At 61.2% G+C, this 18,413-nt stretch carries 15 protein-coding genes; 11 read left to right on the top strand and 4 right to left on the bottom strand.

What is annotated here, in order from left to right; all coding sequences use genetic code 11:
* Positions 1-181: 181 nt before the first annotated feature.
* Positions 182-1,840, top strand: a complete 1,659-nt coding sequence (locus tag NXC14_RS15875) for a hypothetical protein (protein WP_085778951.1) — start codon at positions 182-184, stop codon at positions 1,838-1,840.
* A 67-nt stretch (positions 1,841-1,907) separates the two neighbouring features.
* Here the strand turns inward: NXC14_RS15875 and NXC14_RS15870 are convergent, their stop codons facing one another.
* Positions 1,908-2,438 (bottom strand): TIGR00645 family protein, encoded by a 531-nt coding sequence (locus NXC14_RS15870; RefSeq protein ID WP_085780147.1) that lies wholly within the window; start codon positions 2,436-2,438, stop codon positions 1,908-1,910.
* A 155-nt stretch (positions 2,439-2,593) separates the two neighbouring features.
* On the opposite strand from NXC14_RS15870, the gene NXC14_RS15865 reads away from it, so the two are divergent.
* Positions 2,594-4,273, top strand: a complete 1,680-nt coding sequence (locus tag NXC14_RS15865; protein ID WP_085778950.1) for a formate--tetrahydrofolate ligase — start codon at positions 2,594-2,596, stop codon at positions 4,271-4,273.
* A 182-nt stretch (positions 4,274-4,455) separates the two neighbouring features.
* On the opposite strand, the gene NXC14_RS15855 is transcribed toward NXC14_RS15865, so the two are convergent.
* Entirely contained in the window at positions 4,456-5,406 is a 951-nt protein-coding gene (locus NXC14_RS15855) for an extensin family protein (protein WP_085778949.1), read from the bottom strand.
* A 140-nt stretch (positions 5,407-5,546) separates the two neighbouring features.
* Positions 5,547-5,819 (bottom strand): hypothetical protein, encoded by a 273-nt coding sequence (locus NXC14_RS33395; protein ID WP_245362172.1) that lies wholly within the window; start codon positions 5,817-5,819, stop codon positions 5,547-5,549.
* Here NXC14_RS33395 and NXC14_RS15850 point away from each other — a divergent pair.
* From NXC14_RS15850 to queF, 6 genes are all read left to right on the top strand, one after another.
* On the top strand, positions 5,722-7,926 hold the full coding sequence (locus NXC14_RS15850; RefSeq protein WP_245362159.1) for a TonB-dependent hemoglobin/transferrin/lactoferrin family receptor: 2,205 nt from the start codon (positions 5,722-5,724) through the stop codon (positions 7,924-7,926). The genes NXC14_RS33395 and NXC14_RS15850 overlap by 98 nt on opposite strands.
* A 266-nt stretch (positions 7,927-8,192) precedes the next feature.
* Complete coding sequence (locus tag NXC14_RS15845; RefSeq protein ID WP_085778947.1) at positions 8,193-10,382, top strand: anthranilate synthase; 2,190 nt, start codon at positions 8,193-8,195, stop codon at positions 10,380-10,382.
* 103 nt (positions 10,383-10,485) lie between these two features.
* Positions 10,486-10,725 carry a hypothetical protein gene (locus NXC14_RS15840; RefSeq protein WP_085778946.1) on the top strand — a complete coding sequence of 80 codons (240 nt, stop codon included), beginning with the start codon at positions 10,486-10,488 and terminating at the stop codon, positions 10,723-10,725.
* Between the two features lie 14 nt (positions 10,726-10,739).
* Positions 10,740-11,396, top strand: coding sequence for a DUF2161 family putative PD-(D/E)XK-type phosphodiesterase (locus NXC14_RS15835; RefSeq protein ID WP_085778945.1), 657 nt, complete (start codon positions 10,740-10,742; stop codon positions 11,394-11,396).
* 225 nt (positions 11,397-11,621) lie between these two features.
* Positions 11,622-12,536 carry a CDF family cation efflux transporter EmfA gene (emfA, locus tag NXC14_RS15830; RefSeq protein ID WP_085780146.1) on the top strand — a complete coding sequence of 305 codons (915 nt, stop codon included), beginning with the start codon at positions 11,622-11,624 and terminating at the stop codon, positions 12,534-12,536.
* A complete protein-coding gene (queF, locus tag NXC14_RS15825) occupies positions 12,536-13,000 on the top strand; it encodes a preQ(1) synthase (RefSeq protein ID WP_085778944.1) in 465 nt (154 codons plus the stop codon). The genes emfA and queF overlap by 1 nt, the downstream gene beginning before the upstream one ends.
* Positions 13,001-13,136: 136 nt before the next feature.
* Here queF and NXC14_RS15820 read toward each other — a convergent pair whose 3' ends face one another.
* A complete protein-coding gene (locus NXC14_RS15820; protein WP_085778943.1) occupies positions 13,137-13,898 on the bottom strand; it encodes a DUF2076 domain-containing protein in 762 nt (253 codons plus the stop codon).
* A gap of 231 nt (positions 13,899-14,129) precedes the next feature.
* On the opposite strand from NXC14_RS15820, the gene NXC14_RS15815 reads away from it, so the two are divergent.
* The 3 genes from NXC14_RS15815 to leuA all read left to right on the top strand — a co-directional run bounded on the left by NXC14_RS15815 (position 14,130) and on the right by leuA (position 18,154).
* Entirely contained in the window at positions 14,130-14,714 is a 585-nt protein-coding gene (locus NXC14_RS15815) for an ATP-dependent Clp protease proteolytic subunit (RefSeq protein ID WP_011426306.1), read from the top strand.
* Between the two features lie 148 nt (positions 14,715-14,862).
* Positions 14,863-16,092: a benzoate/H(+) symporter BenE family transporter gene (locus NXC14_RS15810; protein WP_198175457.1), complete on the top strand. Its 1,230-nt coding sequence runs from the start codon at positions 14,863-14,865 to the stop codon at positions 16,090-16,092.
* 343 nt (positions 16,093-16,435) lie between these two features.
* Entirely contained in the window at positions 16,436-18,154 is a 1,719-nt protein-coding gene (gene leuA, locus NXC14_RS15805; RefSeq protein ID WP_157131413.1) for a 2-isopropylmalate synthase, read from the top strand.
* The last annotated feature ends 259 nt before the right edge of the window (positions 18,155-18,413 follow it).

The raw sequence follows: 18,413 nt of genomic DNA, 5'->3' as shown, positions 1-18,413 counted from the left end.
AAATAGCGTTGTGGTATCTTTGACTTCTTCCGCGGCGGGCTAGCTGCGAATCTCGCCTGCTCCGGGAGCGACGAGAATCACGCCGGAAGAGCTTGGGCAGCGAGAGGTGTCGAAATCTGGCTTGCTGCGGCACGATGCAATTGATAGGCGTATTATCATGTATAACTGAGGCGATTTAATCGTGCGCTTTGCACCTGCTCTGCATTTTAAGCATCTGTTTTCTCTGGCACTACTTGTTTTTCTTTTGTTGAACTTGTCGATCGGTGCCGCGCCTTCGCAGGCGGCTGGGCAGAGGAAGCCGGCAGGGCAGCCCCCGATGCGTTTCATCATCGTACACAGCCTCCTCTGTATAGAAGACTGTCCTGAATGGATATCGGCGGAGGGCCGCATAACCGCCGATACTCCCGCCCAGCTTAGAAGAGTTCTGAAGAAAATCGGGGACCGGAAACTGCCCGTCGTCTTCCAGTCGGAAGGCGGTGAGGTGGATGCTGCCTATGCGATGGGCCGGATGATCCGCAAGGCAGGCCTGGAAACAGCCATAGGCGGCACGCGATTGAAGGATTGCCCGGAGGATGATGCGCGTTGCGCCGCAGCTATCGCCAAGGATGGCAGCTCGGTCGGCGTCACCTATTCGGATGGTGCATACTGCTTTTCCGCATGTCCGCTGGCCTTCGCCGGCGGCATCTCACGCGTCTCGTCGCAATGGGCCTTCATTGGCGTCCACCAGATCACGACCGTCTACAACAGGGTGCGTATCTCCTATCGCATCGAATATAAGATCGTGAACGGCAAGAAGACGGAAATTTCCCGCAAAGAGGTTGGACGCAAGGCGGTGGGACAGAGCAGCTCCACCAAGCTCGGCAAGAAGGCGACTGCTGCGCTGACGACCTATTTGAAGGAGATGGGCGTTAGCGGCGATCTGATCGCCTTGATGATGAGTACGGCTCCTGATCGTATCACGATCATACCGCCCGCAGATGCACTTCGCATGGGGCTGAACACCGACATGCTGGCCTACAATGAGTGGCCGGGCATGCCGCAATGCCGGCTGGGTGCAGCCGCCGATGCCGTCTGCCACGGCCATTCGGCGGTCGAAGCGGCTGGGGCGCTTGCGCAGGCTGCAGTCGCGGACCCAAGCGAGAAAGTGCCGACAACCCAGCCGATGGACTTTCTGCTGATGCATCATGGCAATTGTCAGGAGGAGTGCACGCAGTGGATTTCTGCGGAAGGAGACATCACGCAGGATACCCCGGTTCGGCTGAAGGCGATCTTGGAGACGCTCGGCGAAAGAAAGCTGCCGGTCGTGCTTCAGTCCAATGGCGGGGACATGGATGCGGCTTTCGCGATGGGACGTATAATCCGTGCTGCAGGCCTGGAGACCTCGGTTGGCAGAACGCGGTTGCCGAACTGCCCGACGCTAAATCCGCGTTGCAAGGCGAGCATGGCCAAAAGCGGCCCAACTGAGGGGGAGGTCTCCGCCGGCGGGGCATACTGCCTTTCGACCTGTGCTCTCGTCTTGATGAGCGGAACGCCGCGAATTGTCGGATACTCCGATATCGGCCTCGTGAGACCCACCACGGCTGAATCTGCAAAATTCTTCGCCTATTTCGACGAGATGGGTGTCAATTCCGAGTCTTTCGAGGCGATGATGATCGCGACCTCGATTGAGCGAAAAGAAATTCCTCGTGCTCAGGCGCTCGAGCTTGGGATCGTCAATGGCATCATCCCTTATGGCGATGAGCCCGGCGACCGCCTGTGTGGACCCGATGCCAAGGAAAGTCTTCGATGCCCCAAAAAAGCTGAGGCAGAGATCATTCCTGCTGCTGGGGCCTCGAACTGACGCGGAAAGGAAGGCCTTGACTGACGGCTTGCCCGCGCATCGACCTGACAAGCGGTTCGTCGTCCCTCTATCCCTCGTCCTTCAAATCGTTCTTCGACGTCACACTCATCAGCTTCTCCAGGAAGCCGAGCATGACGGCGGAGGCGACGAAGGTGAGGTGCATGAGCGTCAGCCACATGATCTTGGCGTCTTCGTATTGGTCGGCATTGAGGAAGACCTGCAGCAGATGAATAGAGGAGATGGCGACGATCGAGGAGGCGACCTTGATCTTGAGGCTGCCTGAATCGAGCTTGCCGAGGAAAGAGACCTCGTTGTCGGCGCCGTCGGCTTCATCGAAGCGGCTGACAAAATTCTCGTAGCCTGAAATCATCACCATGACGATCAGGCTTGCGACGAGGGCCGCATCGATCAGGCTGAGCATGGCAAGGATCATCCCCGCCTCGTCGAGAATGAAGACGTTGGCGGTGATCTTCAAGAGCTTATAGCCGAAGGAAACGGCATAGGCGGCGAGCGCCAACACCAAGCCCATGTAGAAGGCGACGAGGAGCCAGCGGCTCGACAGGATGATACGCTCGACGAGGAGTTCCAATGCTTTCATGTCTTCACCTTCAAAAGCCGCGACGGTTGAGCGCCCCATAACCATCCAGCGTGGCGGCTGCAAGGCGAGCGCTATTCACAGCTTGGCGATATTTCGATATCCCACTGACGAGGGAAACGCCTTCGCGCCCGCGCAGGCCGCAATGGGGAGCATCCATGCCAGCAATCAAGTCGGATATCGAGATTGCGCGTGCCGCGGCCAAGAGGCCGATCTTTGAGATAGCGGCAAAGCTCGGCATCGGGGCCGAGCAGCTCGTCCCCTATGGTCACGACAAGGCAAAGGTCAGCGCCGAGTTCATCGCGGCGCAGGCGGGCAAGAAGGACGGCAAGCTGATCCTTGTCACGGCGATCAATCCGACCCCGGCCGGCGAAGGCAAGACGACGACGACTGTCGGCCTAGGCGACGGTCTGAATCGGATCGGCAAGAAGGCGATCGTCTGCATACGCGAGGCTTCTCTCGGCCCCTGCTTCGGCGTCAAGGGCGGTGCGGCCGGCGGCGGTTATGCGCAGGTCGTGCCGATGGAAGATATCAATCTGCATTTCACCGGCGATTTCCATGCGATCACCTCGGCGCACAATCTGCTGGCGGCGATGATCGACAACCACATCTACTGGGGCAACGAAGAGAATATCGACATTCGCCGCATCACCTGGCGGCGTGTCATGGATATGAACGACCGGGCGCTCAGGAGCATGGTCTCTTCGCTCGGCGGCGTTGCCAACGGTTTCCCGCGCCAGGGCGGCTTTGACATCACCGTCGCCTCGGAAGTGATGGCGATCCTCTGCCTTGCTACCGACCTCAAGGATCTGGAGCGGCGGCTCGGCGACATCATCATCGGCTACCGCTTTGATAGGACGACGGTGCGTGCGCGCGACCTGAAAGCCGATGGCGCGATGGCGGTGCTGCTCAAGGATGCGATGCAGCCGAACCTCGTACAGACGCTGGAGAACAATCCGGCCTTCGTGCATGGCGGCCCTTTCGCCAATATCGCCCATGGCTGCAATTCGGTGACGGCGACGAAGACGGCGCTGAAGCTCGGCGACTATGTGGTGACGGAAGCGGGATTCGGGGCCGATCTCGGGGCTGAAAAATTCTTCGACATCAAATGCCGCAAGGCCGGGCTGAAACCGGACGCGGCCGTTATCGTCGCGACCATCCGGGCGCTGAAGATGAATGGCGGCGTGAAGAAGGAGAATCTCGGCACGGAGGACGTCGCGGCGCTGAAGAAGGGCTGCGCCAATCTCGGCCGGCACGTTGCCAATGTGCGCCGCTTCGGCGTGCCCGTCGTCGTCGCGATCAATCATTTCGTCATGGATACCCATGCGGAGATCGCGGCGGTGAAGGAATTCGTCTCGCGGCTCGGCGCCGAAGCGATCCTCTGCCAGCACTGGGCCAAAGGTTCGGCCGGCATCGAGGAACTGGCGCATAAGGTGGTGGAGCTGGCCGAATCGGGCCAGGCGAAATTCCAGCCGCTCTACGGCGACGACATTTCGCTGTTCGAGAAGATCGAGATCGTCGCCTCGAAGATCTACCATGCCGGCGAGGTGACCGCCGACAAGGCGGTGCGCGATCAGCTGCAGACATGGGAGGAGCAGGGCTACGGCAAGCTGCCGGTCTGCATGGCGAAGACGCAGTATTCCTTCTCTACCGATCCGAACCTGCGCGGCGCGCCGGAAGGCCATATCGTCTCTGTGCGGGAGGTGCGGCTTTCAGCCGGAGCCGGCTTCGTCGTCGCCATCACCGGCGAGATCATGACGATGCCCGGCCTGCCGAAATCGCCGTCGGCGGAGCGGATTTTTTTGAATGAGCAGGGTTATATTGAAGGGTTGTTCTGATCGGAGGCAGACTTCCCGAAACGCTCGACCAGACGGTGTTTCCGACGCTTTTCAAAGTCTGGATCGATAAACAACCGGATAAGGCTTTGCATCGTGCCGAGGAACAACGGTCCGATGGCAAAGGCTCAATGGAATTCACCGGTAAATATGAAGTCGACAGCGATGATCAGGAAACTGCTTCATCAGTGACAATAGCGATAGCCGCCCTTCCTTTCAATGACGTCGAGATGAAAATGGGTCTCGTGGGCGGCATCACTTTCGGGGTCGAGGACAGTGGTGAAATAGAGACAGCCGGCGGCGCTGACGGTTCGCTGAAAGGCGCCGGTCAGTGTGGAGTCCTCGCGGCGGGAGCGGACGGCGACGTCCTCGCCTTTCTCGAAATGGAAGCTTGCAATGTCGATAGCGTTGCCGCGAGCATGTTCGGAGATCTTGCCGGTTCCGGCGCCGTTGCGCAGGCGGCACATATAGGACGTTGCCTGGTTAACTGATGTGATGCGGCCCTGTCCCGGCAGGGCAGCGGCGGCGGCGGGGATGACGCTCTCCTTTATCCAGCGGGCAAGCGCGAGGGCGGCCGGGCAGCGCATTGTCGCTTCCGGCTTGAGCGCAATGCCGGGCAGGGCTTCGGAGACGATGATCGGCTTGTCGATGCCGCAGCCATTGCCGTCGTCGATGCGCGGCGCTTCCTTGAAGACAACGCCCAGAGCCTGAAGGGCGGCGGTGCATTCTGCATGTTCAGCATCGCTCTCCGGCTCGATTGTCAGTTGCTGCTCTTCGAGCGTCTGCTCGCCCTGCGGCCTGGTTTCTTCCGGCGCATGGGGGCGACCGGCAGTACCCGGCGGCAGCGGCGGACCTTGCATCGGTTCCGTCGGCTCCGGTTTTGCCGGGGCGGCCTGCGGCGCGGGCGTCTGGCTGGATGCCGGCGCCTCCGGCTCCTTCACGTCCGGTTTCGGCTGAGGGGCGGGAACTTCCCCCGGTGCGGGCGGTTCCGCCTTTTCCGCTGGCGGGGCAGACGGGCTGGCCGTCTGTCCGGTATCGGGCCGAGGTTCTGGCAAGGGGCCCTGCGCAGGCAGGCGGGCGCCGGCAAGAAAGACGCTAGCGGCGAAAAGGATCGCCAGTGTCGAAAGTTTCCTCAATGGGCAGAGATCCTAGTATCGTCGCGGGTAACAACGCATGAGGGCGTTTTTCGTTGCAATTGTGCAACGTCCTACGAGATCGTCAAAACTTGATTTCAACATAAGGCACCCACTTATGTTGACAATAGTTCTCATGTTTTTTATGCGGCGAAAAGAGGGCGGAATTCTGCTTCGTCTTCATCCAAAAAAGCCCAGCCAGCCCCTCGAGCGTTCGACGCGCCACGACCAGCCAGCCCGGTAATCACCATCAGAGGGTAGGTTATGATCATCCGGTATTGGCGCTCGGTTCTATCGGTCTGCACGGCAGCCGCAGTTATTCTTCCTGTTTCGCAGTCTTTCGCACAAAGCGTTCCGGCCAGCACGCCGGAAGCCGCGTCGGAGGACAGCACCGTGTTGCAGAAGATCGTCGTCAAGGGCAAGCGCGTGGCGCCGGGCAGTGTTGCCGATACGCCGCTCGCGACCGAGATCACTCAGAAGCAGCTGGAAGAGAAGCAGGTCACTAATTACGACGACATCGGCCGCAGCGTCGATGCAGGCGTGAACTATTCGCGTGCCGATGCGGGCTTCAACCTGCGCGGTCTTTCCGGTGCTCGCATCTTGACGACGATCGACGGCATTCCGCTCCCTTACATCTCAAATAGCTCGCGCCAGGGTGCTTTTGCTCCTGCCAACGCCAATGGCGGCGGCGATATGTTCGATTTCGATTCGCTGTCCTCGCTCGATATCGTGCGCGGCGCGGATTCGAGCAAGGGCGGTTCGGGCATGCTCGGCGGCGCCATCGTCCTCAATACGCTGGAGCCGGAGGATCTGATCCCCGAAGGCCGCGATTGGGGCGCGATCCTGAAATCGACCTATGACAGCGAAGACCGCAGCCTCTCCGGCTCGGCCGCCGCCGCCAAGAAGATCGGCGGCACCTCGATCCTGTTCCAGGGCGGTTACCGCAAAGGCCATGAGCGGGCGAACATGGGCAACAATGACGTTTACGGTGCTCTCCGCACCGAGGCGAACCCGGCTGATTTCGACCAACACAACCTGCTCTTCAAACTGCGCCAGGAGCTGGAAGGCGGTCATCGCATCGGCTTGACGGCGGAACGCTTCCGCCGCGACCTGGAAACCGACCTGCACCATCTTCAAGGAGGAACCAGCCCTCGCAACTTCATGATCGAAAATTATGACGGCCGCGAACAGCGTGACCGCGATCGCGTATCGCTCGACTACGATTATGAAGCGCAGTCTTCCGACGCGGTCTTCAGCAGTGCGCGCGCCACGCTTTATTGGCAGGATTTGAAGAAGGAGGCCGGCAGCGGGGGCCGTACGACCGCCAATGTTGCCTATGGCCGCAACAACGAGGTCGAAAACGAAACCTGGGGCTTCAGCGGCACCGCGACGAAGGATTTCGAATATTCCGGTCTCAGCCACTCCCTTCGCGTCGGCCTTGACGTCGGCGTCTCCAGCTGGAGCCAGTACAGCTGGGCTCTGTGCCCGACATTGACGACGTGCCCGGCGCTGAACAACCAGGCGGAAGTGCCGAATGTGGACAGTCAGAACCTTGGGCTTGTTGTCGAAGACAAGATCGAGATCGGCAACACCGGTTTCACGCTGACGCCCGGCTTCCGCTTTGACTGGTTCAACTACGATCCCTCGACCGGCGGCGGTTTTGCCAACAATACTGGCCTTACCCGTTTCGGCGATCTTCGCGACCGAACGGAAGCCGCCATGTCGCCGAAGATCCTTGCCACATTCGACCTGACGCCTGATGTAGAGCTCTATATGCAGCTGGCGGTCGGCTTCCGCGCGCCAACCATCGACGAACTCTACAGCCGCTTCTATAACCCCACCGGCCGCTACGCCCAGCTCGGCAATCCTGATCTGGAACCGGAAATCGGCCGCGGCATCGAAGTCGGCGCCAATTTCGACACGGGCGATTTTACCGGCAGGGTCGCGGCTTTCCATACCCGTTATCAGAACTTCATCGAGACGGTGACGAGCGTCGACGCGACAGGCTTTACTGAGTTCAATTACACGAACGTGGCTGCGGCGACGATCTCGGGTATTGAAGCCAGCACCGTCAAGACCTTCAATAACGGCATCAATCTGCATGCTTCGCTGGCCTATGCCTATGGCAGGAACGAAGAGACCACCCAGCGCCTGCGCTCGGTGGCGCCGTTCAAGGCGATCATCGGCGGCGGCTGGAGCAATGCGACCTTCGGCTTCGACCTTTCCTCGACGCTTGCGGCCGGCATGCTCACGGACCATCTCAATACACCGGTCACGAACACCAACGACACGACCTTTGATGCGCCCGGTTACGCAATCGTCGACTTGACCGGCTGGTGGACGCCGGAACAGTTGCCGGGCCTGCGCGTCCAAGCTGGTGTCTACAATATCTTCGACCAGGAGCACTACAACGCGCTCGCCGTGCGCGACGTCAATCTCAGCTCGGCGACGGCGTCGCAGCCGCGGGAGTGGTATTCCGAGCCGGGTCGCACATTCAAGGTCTCGCTCACCAAGACTTTCTGAGCCAGTCATGCCTTCAAGGCTGGGGAGGGGCGGCTTTCGGGCCGCCCTTTTCATTCGTGCGATCGCCTCTTGCGTGGCGGCTGATCTCAGGCTAACAATTTTCGCATGATCAAGTCTTTGAACATTGCTGTTTGGTGGTGGGCTCGCTGAGGCGGCCTCGACCAATCGTGTCCAAAGACGACGACGAGTGAGCCGCCCGAAACTTCGAGGCGGCTTTTTTGTTTTATCGCCGCCTGTCGTCCGGGCCCCGATAACGGAGTGGAACTATGGTAACGATCCTGCGGGATGATGGTGCGGAAATCTACGAGACCAAGGGCGGCATCACCGTCACCCGGCAGCGGCGGGCGATCCCCTATGCCGACGCGGTCTCTTCCTATGTCGACAAGCTCGACGAGCGCCGCGGCGCGGTCTTCTCGTCGAACTACGAATATCCGGGCCGTTATACGCGCTGGGATACCGCCGTCGTCGATCCGCCGCTCGGCATCTCCTCCTTCGGCCGCGACGTCTGGATCGAGGCCTATAATGAGCGCGGGGAGGTGCTTCTCGGCTTTGTGACCGAGCGGCTGAAGACGGTGCCCGAGCTTGTGATCGGCGCCTCCTCCGGCCGCCGTCTCGACCTTTCCGTCAAGGCGCCGGATCGGGTGTTTACCGAGGAAGAGCGTTCGAAGATGCCGACGGTTTTCACGGTGCTGCGCGCCGTGACCGACCTTTTCTATTCGCAGGCGGATGCGAGCCTCGGCCTCTACGGCGCCTTCGGCTACGACATCGCCTTCCAGTTCGACGCGATCGAATTGAAGCTGACGCGGCCCTCTGATCAGCGCGACATGGTGCTCTACCTGCCGGACGAGATCCTGGTCGTCGATAACTATGCCGCGAAAGCCTGGATCGACCGCTACGATTTCGAGAAAGGCGGCGTGACGACCGAGGGCAAGGCTGAGCAGATCGCGCCGGAACCCTTCAAGCAGACGGATGCCATTCCGCCGAAGAGCGACCATCGACCGGGCGAGTATGCCGAACTCGTCGTCAAGGCGAAGGAGAGCTTCCGCAAGGGCGATCTGTTTGAAGTCGTGCCCGGGCAGAAATTCATGGAGCGCTGCGACAGCAAGCCTTCCGACATTTCCAAGCGGCTGAAGGCAATTAATCCATCGCCCTATTCCTTCTTTATCAATCTCGGCAATCAGGAATATCTGGTCGGCGCCTCGCCCGAGATGTTCGTGCGCGTCTCCGGCCGGCGCATCGAGACCTGCCCGATCTCGGGCACGATCAAGCGCGGCGACGATCCGATCGCCGACAGCGAACAGATCCTGAAGCTCCTGAACTCCAAAAAGGACGAATCCGAACTTACGATGTGCTCGGATGTCGACCGCAACGACAAGAGCCGCGTCTGCGAGCCTGGCTCGGTCAAGGTGATCGGCCGCCGGCAGATCGAGATGTATTCGCGCCTCATCCATACGGTCGACCACATCGAGGGGCGGCTGCGCGACGACATGGACGCCTTTGACGGGTTCCTCAGCCACGCCTGGGCCGTGACCGTCACCGGTGCGCCGAAGCTCTGGGCGATGCGCTTCATCGAGAGCCATGAAAAGAGCCCGCGTGCATGGTATGGTGGAGCGATCGGCATGGTCGGCTTCAATGGCGACATGAATACCGGCCTGACGCTGCGCACCGTGCGCATCAAGGACGGCATCGCCGAAGTGCGCGCCGGGGCGACGCTGCTCAACGATTCCATTCCTGAGGAAGAAGAAGCCGAAACCGAATTGAAGGCCTCTGCCATGCTTTCCGCCATCCGAGACGCCAAGACCGGCAATTCCGGCAAGATCCAGCGCGACGTTGCCAGCGTCGGCAAGGGAGTCAACATCCTGCTCATCGATCATGAGGACAGCTTCGTCCACACGCTGGCCAATTATTTCCGCCAAACCGGGGCAACGGTTTCAACCGTGCGCACGCCGGTGCCGGAAGAAATCTTCGACCGGTTGAACCCGGATCTAGTCGTGCTGTCGCCAGGTCCCGGCAATCCCAAGGATTTCGATTGCAAGGCGACGATCAAGAAGGCACGGGCGCGCAGCCTGCCGATCTTCGGCGTCTGCCTTGGCCTGCAGGCGCTCGCCGAAGCCTATGGCGGGGAATTGCGCCATCTGGCGCTGCCGATGCACGGCAAGCCTTCGCGCATCCGCGTGCTGGAACCCGGCATCGTCTTCTCCGGCCTTTCGAGGGAAGTGACGGTCGGCCGCTACCACTCGATCTTTGCCGATCCCTCGACGCTGCCGCGGGAGTTCATCATCACGGCGGAAAGCGAGGACGGCACGATCATGGGCATCGAACATGCCAAGGAGCCGATCGCTGCGGTGCAGTTCCATCCCGAATCGATCATGACGCTCGGCGGCGATGCCGGCATGCGGATGATCGAGAATGTCGTGGCGCATCTGGCGCGCAAGGTGAAGACGAAGGCGGCCTGAGCCTAGCTCTATCCCGCCCCTTTCCATGTGCGGATAGGGGCGAGGGTTGACTCCGTTAGGCAAATCAGAACATTTCCGGAACGATCAACCGGGAATTATCGCCGTGGCCAGTGCCGAGAAGTTCATCGTCCTTCCCTACCGCAAGAACCGCGGCAGTCTCGTGCCTGGCGAAATGCGTCAGGCCTCGAACGCCGTCAGCGCGGAAAAGATCGCTTCGGCGATGGCCGAGCGTTTCGTCGGCGTTGCGGCCTATGCGGTCATGGTCGACGAGGAGACCGGCGACATGACCTCGCCGCGACTGCTCGCACGATATGGCGAGATTGCCGATCTCAACGCCGCCTGAGGCGCGATTTTCTGATGGAGACATCGCTCTATCTGCCGGTCAAAGCCTTCCTGGAAGCGGCCGGTTATGTGGTCAAGGGTGAGGTCGGCGGATGCGATCTCGTCGGGTTGAGCGATGGCGAGCCGCCGGTCGTGGTGATCTGCGAGCTCAAGCTCTCCTTCAATCTGGAACTGCTGCTTCAGGCGGTCGACCGGGCTGCCGTGAGCGACGAAGTCTGGATCGCGGCGCGCGTTTCGGCCAAGGGGCGCGGGCGGGAGACGGACAAGCGCTACCGCGACCTCTGTCGGCGCCTCGGCATCGGTATGCTCGGCGTCTCGGATGGCGGCGAGGTCAACGTCATCGTCAGTTCGATCTCGCCGATGCCGCGCACCAATCCCAAGCGGCGCTCACGCCTCGTCAAGGAGCATCAGCGCCGTCGCGGCGATCCTGCCGTCGGCGGCGGCTCGCGGGCGCCGGTCATGACGGCCTATCGCCAGCAGGCGCTGCTCTGCGCGGCCGCACTCGACCGCGGAATTGTGCGTCCGCGAGATATGAAGGCGCTGACGCCAAAGGCCGGTCCGATCCTGCGCGACAACGTCTATGGATGGTTCGAGCGCCGGGAAAAGGGCGTCTACGCCCTGACGACGGCAGGCCAGGCCGCGCTTCTGCGGTGGCCGCAATCTCTCGGGTAAGATTCCGCTCCCCCGGCGCTGTAGAGGATCGCGTATCGGGTGCCGGCACTGCTTCCCATCGGGAAGCGACCACTGGCTGTGAAGCGACCCCTCATTCTCTTTGACAAATCCTCCATCATCGCCCATATCAGCCGCAACTGGGCCGCCTGCGCGACATTCGCGTGGGCGGTTTTGCATTTCAATGGCTTGGACCCTGCAATTCATTCGCAACCGCAGGAGGACGATATGAGCGACAACGGCGATCTTACTGTTCAAAAGCTGGCGATATGGGGTATTCCGCTGTCCCTCGGCGTCATGGGCCTGAAGATGGTGGCCTGGTGGGTGACCGGATCGGTGGCGTTGCTGTCGGACGGGCTCGAATCGACGGTCAACGTCGTGGCCGCCTTCATCGCCTTCTTCGTCATCCGCTACGCGCAGAAGCCGGCCGATCACGACCATCCTTTCGGCCATCACAAGGCGGAATATCTCTCCGCCGTGACCGAAGGCGTGCTGATCGTCGTCGCCGCGCTGCTGATCGTCAAGGAGGCGATCAGTTATCTCGCGGAACCGCGCATGCTCGATGCGCCGGTGCTCGGTCTTGCGATCAATATTGCCGCCGGCCTCATCAATGCGGTCTGGGCGCGGCTGTTGATTCGGACCGGACGCAAACATCGCTCGGCGGCGCTGGCGGCGGATGGGCAGCATATCATGTCGGATGTGGTGACATCCGTCGGCGTGCTCGTCGGCCTGCTGCTGGCGCTGGCGACGGGTTATGCGATCTTCGACCCGGTTCTTGCCATTCTGGTTGCCATCAACATTCTCTATCAAGGCTGGAAAGTGATCTCGCAATCGATCAGCGGTCTGATGGATCAGGCGGTCGAGCCGCAGGAAGAGGAAGCGATCAAGCAGGCTATCGCGACCCATGCGGCGGGTTCGATCGGCGTGCATGACCTGAAGACGAGGCGCGCTGGCACCGTCACCTTCATCGATTTTCACATGGTGGTGCCCGGCACTATGTCCGTGCGGCAGGCGCATGATATATGCGACCGCCTTGAGGATGCCATCAGAGCGGTGCATGAGGGCGCCAAAATAGCCATTCATGTGGAGCCGGAGGGCGAAAAGGCCCATGGCATCCGCGTTAAAGTCATCAAGGAGGCATGATGCCGAATACCGATGTTTCCAGCCTGTCGATGCTGGGTCAGCAAACCGAAACTGCGAAATCGCCGGAAGAGGCGGTGCTGGAGAAAGTGCCGGCCAATCATGCCGGCACCGACTATGTCGTGCGCTTCACCGCGCCGGAGTTCACCTCTCTCTGCCCGATGACGGGGCAGCCGGATTTCGCCCATATCGTCATCGACTACATCCCAGGCGAATGGCTGGTGGAATCGAAGTCGCTGAAACTCTTCCTGTTTTCCTTCCGCAATCACGGCGCCTTCCACGAGGATTGCTCGATCTACATCGCCAAGCGCATCGTCGAATTGCTCGACCCCAAGTGGCTGAGGATCGGCGCTTACTGGTATCCGCGCGGCGGCATTCCGATCGACGTCTTCTGGCAGACGGGCAAGCCACCGGAAGGTGTGTGGCTGCCGGAGCAGGGTGTTGCCACCTATCGTGGACGTGGGTGAGGAGCGGTCGGGCAAAGCCCGAGCAATCGATCCAGTGAATCGATTGCAGCGACGAACGCCCTGAGCTTAAAGCGAAGGGCGGGGATACGGTGCGGCAATTGATTACAAACTGCCGCTCATTTCTGCTCGTTAGACCTCAAACATCCGTCACGTCGTCGCCGGACGAATCATCACTATAATCATCGCCGTCATCGTAATCGGCCTGCTGCAGGTTGTCGTCATTGTCATTGCCGGCAATATCCGCGGCCTGACGGACGTCGTCATTGCCGTAATAATTGTTGATGATGGTTTCCTCGGTCGGGGCGGCTGCATTGCCGAAGGGGTTGGCGCCGAAGGGTGAGCCCCAGCCGTGCGAGGACATGTGGTTGCCGAAAATGCCGCTCAGGGAGTTGGCAAGCAGCATGCCGCCGGCAACGCCCGCGGCCGTGCCGAGTGCACCTCGCAGAAAGCTGCCGCCGGCAGACGGCGCGTAGGCCTGCTGACTCCAGGGGCCGGTGGGCTGCTGCGGCGTCTGGCGATCGTAGCCGCGCGGCTCGTCATAGGCGCGGGACGGTTGCCCCCAGGGGCCGGGGTTGGAGGGGACAGGCGCGGGCTGCTGCGTCTGGGTATTGCCGAAGATTGAGCTCAGGAAACCGCCGCCCTGTTCGGCCTGTCGGTGCTCGCTGGCTCCGGCTTCAAACTGCCGGACGCGCTCCTCAAGTTCCTTGATGTGGTTGGCGGCCGCTTCCAGCCCCTTTTCCTGCACGATGACGGCCTGGGCGAGATAATAAGTGGCGGACGGCTGCTCGCGCGTCGCCTGGTCGATCAGAGCTTCGGCCTCGCGGTCGCGCGGCTGGGCTTGCGCGGTGCGCACGCGATCGAAGAGGGCGGTCAGCAATTGGCGTTCTTCCGGTGACATGTCCGGTCTCCTGTTGATCTCTTTTGGCGATTGCCATGTGAGAGGTGAGGTAGGAACCGATTCCGGCTTTTCAAAGCCTTCCACCGTTACATTTCAGTAAGGCTTGCGGAACAGTGCGCGGCTTCTTAAGGATATCTCCACCGCTTCGGTGCCTTGTGTTTTTCTCGCATTGTTTTAGGCATTGAGTCGCACTATGTGCGAGGAACCCGAATTCATCTCCGAGAGGTTCGAATGAACGACGAAGAACAGGACGACAAGACGAAGGAACTGCCGCTCGGCAAGGAAACGGAGGCGAATCTTTTCAAGTCGCGTTCGATCTTCATCTATGGACCGATCAACCAGGAACTGGCGCAGAAGGTCTGCTCGCAACTCGTTGCACTTGCTGCGGCCAGCGACGAAGACATTCGCATCTATGTCAATTCGCCCGGCGGTCACGTCGAATCCGGCGATTCCATCCATGACATGGTCAAGTTCATCAAGCCGAAGGTCTGGATGATCGGCACCGGCTGGGTCGCTTCGGCCGGCGCGCTGATCTATGTCGCGGCTCCCAGGGAGAGACGCCTGTGCCTGCCGAACACGCGCTTCCTGCTGCACCAACCGTCGGGCGGCACACGCGGCATGGCATCCGACATCGAGATCCAGGCACGCGAGATCATCAAGATGAACGAGCGCCTGAACAAGATCATGGCGGAGGCCACCGGCCAGCCGCTCGAGAAAATTGCCAAGGACACGGATCGCGACTACTGGCTCTCAGCCGAAGAGGCGAAGGACTATGGCCTTGTCTCGCGCATCGTGACGTCGCAAGCCGACATCTGAGTTTCTCGACCGAAACCTTCGAAACGCCCTTGCCTGCCGACCGCAGGTGAGGGCGTCTTGATTTCGGTTATGCTTGCGGTCATTGACCGGTAGGGCTGGACGGAAAGCCCTCCATCTGGACTTGCGCGGGCGCCAACCATCATGCTCCATGCGCCATTCCAGCAGCTCAGAGTCCGCCATGCTCAAAGATTTTTCCGTCCAGCCCCTGTTCATGGGTCTGCTTACCGCTTTCGTCGGCTCCGCCAGTTCCTTCGCCGTCGTGCTGCATGGGCTGCAGGCGGTGGGTGCGACGGATGCGCAGGCCGCTTCGGGGCTGATGGCGTTGTCGATCTCCATGGGCGTCTGCGCGATCGTGCTCAGCGCCGTGACTCGACTGCCGATCAGCATCGCCTGGTCGACGCCGGGGGCGGCGCTGCTCGCAAGCACTGGCGCAATCGAGGGCGGCTTCAATGCAGCGGTCGGCGCATTCCTGATCTGCGCCGTGCTGATCATCATTGCCGGGTTGTTCAAGCCGCTCGGCCGGGCGGTCGCCGCCATTCCCGCGCCGCTCGCGAATGCGATGCTATCAGGTGTGCTGATCGGCCTCTGCTTTGCGCCGGTAAAGGCGATCGGCTTCAATCCGCTGCTCGGTCTGCCGATCGTCATTTGCTGGATCGTCGTCGGCGCCTTCAAGCGGCTCTGGGCGGTGCCGGCCGCACTCGCCGCCTTCGTGCTGGTGCTCGCCTTCGGCGTCGACATTCCCGACGGCGCTTTCGCCTCGCTCGAACGATCGCTGGTGCCGACGGCGGAACTCGTGCGGCCGGTATTCACCCTGGCGGCCTTCATCTCGATCGCGCTGCCGCTTTTCATCGTCACCATGGCCTCGCAGAACATTCCCGGCATCGCCGTCCTAAAAGTCAATCACTATGATCCGAAGCCGGGTCCGCTCTTCGCCGTCACCGGCTTCTTTTCGTTGCTGTCGGCGCCTTTCGGCGGCCATGCCGTCAACTTGGCGGCGATCACCGCGGCAATGTGCGCCGGGCATGACGCGCATGCCGATCCCAAGCGACGCTATTGGGCATCGCTGATCGCCGGCGTCGGTTACGTGATCCTCGGGCTGCTCGCCGGCGCGGTCACGGCCTTCGTCGCCTTGGCGCCGCCCATTCTGATCGAGGCGGTGGCGGGGCTGGCGCTGGTCGGGGCCTTCTCATCCTCGGCGATGTCGGCCTTCCAGGCGCAGGAATCGCGCGAGGCGGCGGCGATCACCTTCCTCGTCACTGCATCCGGCGTTTCCTTCGCCGGCATCTCGGGTGCCTTTTGGGGACTGATCGCCGGCGGGCTGATGCTGGCGCTGTCGCGGCTGGTGAAGATGTCGAAAGATCGCGCTCGGCAGAAGTAACGGAAAGCCGGCAGGCTGAGAGGGCTTGCCAGGTTCACCGCCCAACGCTATAAGCGCGGCCATGAAGACCTCTGGCGCCAAGATTTCTGATACGATTGCACGCGGCCGCATCGCCCTGCGTGACGTCTCGAGCGCCGTGACCTCGCTTCTTCTCCTCGGCCTTACGCGCGGTTGCCGGGTCCGTTGAGGAGCGCCCGGCGGCCGAAAGCCCGCCCGGCATCGCTCCTCGCGATTCACTTTCAAAATTGACCTAACGACCGACGAAGGTCCGCATTTGTTTATCGCCAAGGCCGATGCGATCGGCTAAGAGGCGGGGCAAATGCCGGGACGAGGAGACAAGATAATGGATAACACCACCGGCCGATCCTCCGCAAAAGGCATGCCTGATGCCGCGGTGAAATACCGGCCCTATCCGCAGGTAAACATTCCCGACCGCACCTGGCCGACGAAGACTATCACCAAGGCGCCGGTCTGGTGCTCGGTGGACCTGCGCGACGGCAATCAGGCATTGGTCGACCCGATGGGCCACGACCGCAAGGCCCGCATGTTCCATCTGCTGCTCGAGATGGGCTTCAAGGAAATCGAGATCGGTTTCCCTTCCGCCTCGCAGACGGATTTCGATTTCGCCCGCTGGTGCGTGGAAGAGGGCAACGTGCCCGCCGACGTGTCGCTGCAGGTGCTGGTACAGTGCCGCCCGGAGCTCATCACCCGCACCTTCGAAGCGTTGGAAGGCGCAAACCGGCCGATCGTGCATTTCTATAACTCGACCAGCGAGCTGCAGCGTCGTGTCGTTTTCGCCAAGGATGTGCAGGGCATCAAACAGATCGCCGTCGATGCCGCCAAGATGATCACCGACATGGCGGCCAAGGCCGGCGGCGGCTACCGTTTCGAATATTCGCCCGAGAGCTTCACCGGCACGGAGCTGGAAGTGGCGCTGGAGATCTGCAACGCCGTCATCGAGGTGGTGAAGCCGACGCCGGACAACAAGCTCATCATCAACCTGCCGTCCACCGTCGAGATGGCCACGCCGAACGTCTATGCCGACCAGATCGAATGGATGTGCCGCAATCTCGACAATCGCGAGAACCTGATCGTCTCGCTGCATCCGCATAACGACCGCGGCACCGGCATCGCCGCCGCTGAACTGGCCTTGCTGGCAGGCGCCGACCGCGTCGAAGGCACGTTGTTCGGGAATGGCGAGCGCACCGGCAATGTCGACGTCGTCACGATGGCGCTCAACATGTTCACGCAGGGCGTCGATCCGGGGATCGACTGCTCGAACATCGAGCGCATCAAGGAAGTGTTCGAATATTCGAACCAGATGACGATTGCCGAGCGTCACCCTTATGTCGGCGAGCTGGTCTATACGGCGTTCTCCGGCTCGCATCAGGATGCGATCAACAAGGGCATGAAGGCGGCACAGGTCGCCAACCATCCGGTCTGGGAGGTGCCGTACCTGCCGATCGATCCGCGCGACGTCGGCCGTTCCTACGAGGCGATCATCCGCATCAACTCGCAGTCGGGCAAGGGCGGCATCGCCTATATCCTGCAGCAGGATTACGGGCTCAACCTGCCGCGCAACCTGCAGGTCGAATTTCGGGAGGATATCCAGCGCATCACCGACGTGGAGGGCAAGGAGCTTCCCTCGAAGCGCATCTACGACCGCTTCATCGAGCGCTACGTGACGCAGCCCGAGGCGCGCCTCAAGTTCGTCGACCACCACACCTATCCCGACACCGAGCGCAAGGGCCAGCGGATCGTTGCAGCTGAAATCACCGACAATGGCGAGATCAAGCGCATCGAAGGGCGCGGCAACGGTCCGATCGACGGCTTCATCAACGCACTGTCGCATTATCTCGGCATCGAGATGTCGGTCGAAGATTATTCCGAGCATTCGCTACAGCACGGCTCGAATGCGGCGGCGATCTCCTATGTCGAGACCTCCTATCCCGGCGGCAAGCTCTTCGGCGCCGGCATCAATACCAACATCGTCGCGGCATCGCTGGAGGCGATCGTGTCGGCTGCGAACCGGGTGCTCGAAGTGAAGGCTGGCAGGGCTTGATCTGCGAAGGGTTCAGGCCGCGATCGTTTTGGTACGGCGCGGCCTGACGATTCGGTTGATTTCGTTGCGTCTTCGCTAAGCGAAAGCAGCGAATAGCCGTGTGGCCCCCTCATCCGCCCTACGGGCACATTCTCCCCGCTGGGGAGAAGAGGGAGCGAGTGGCGGCCTAACGTCCTTCGGCGCCCTCTTACGAATGAGAGGGAGCGAGACGTTGCGGGATATCCCTTCTCCCCAGCGGAGAAGGTGCCGGCAGGCGGAT

The sequence above is a fragment of the Rhizobium sp. NXC14 genome, from assembly GCF_002117485.1.
In the GTDB taxonomy this organism is placed as follows: Bacteria; Pseudomonadota; Alphaproteobacteria; order Rhizobiales; family Rhizobiaceae; genus Rhizobium.
This window is presented reverse-complemented; position numbering and strand designations above follow the sequence as displayed.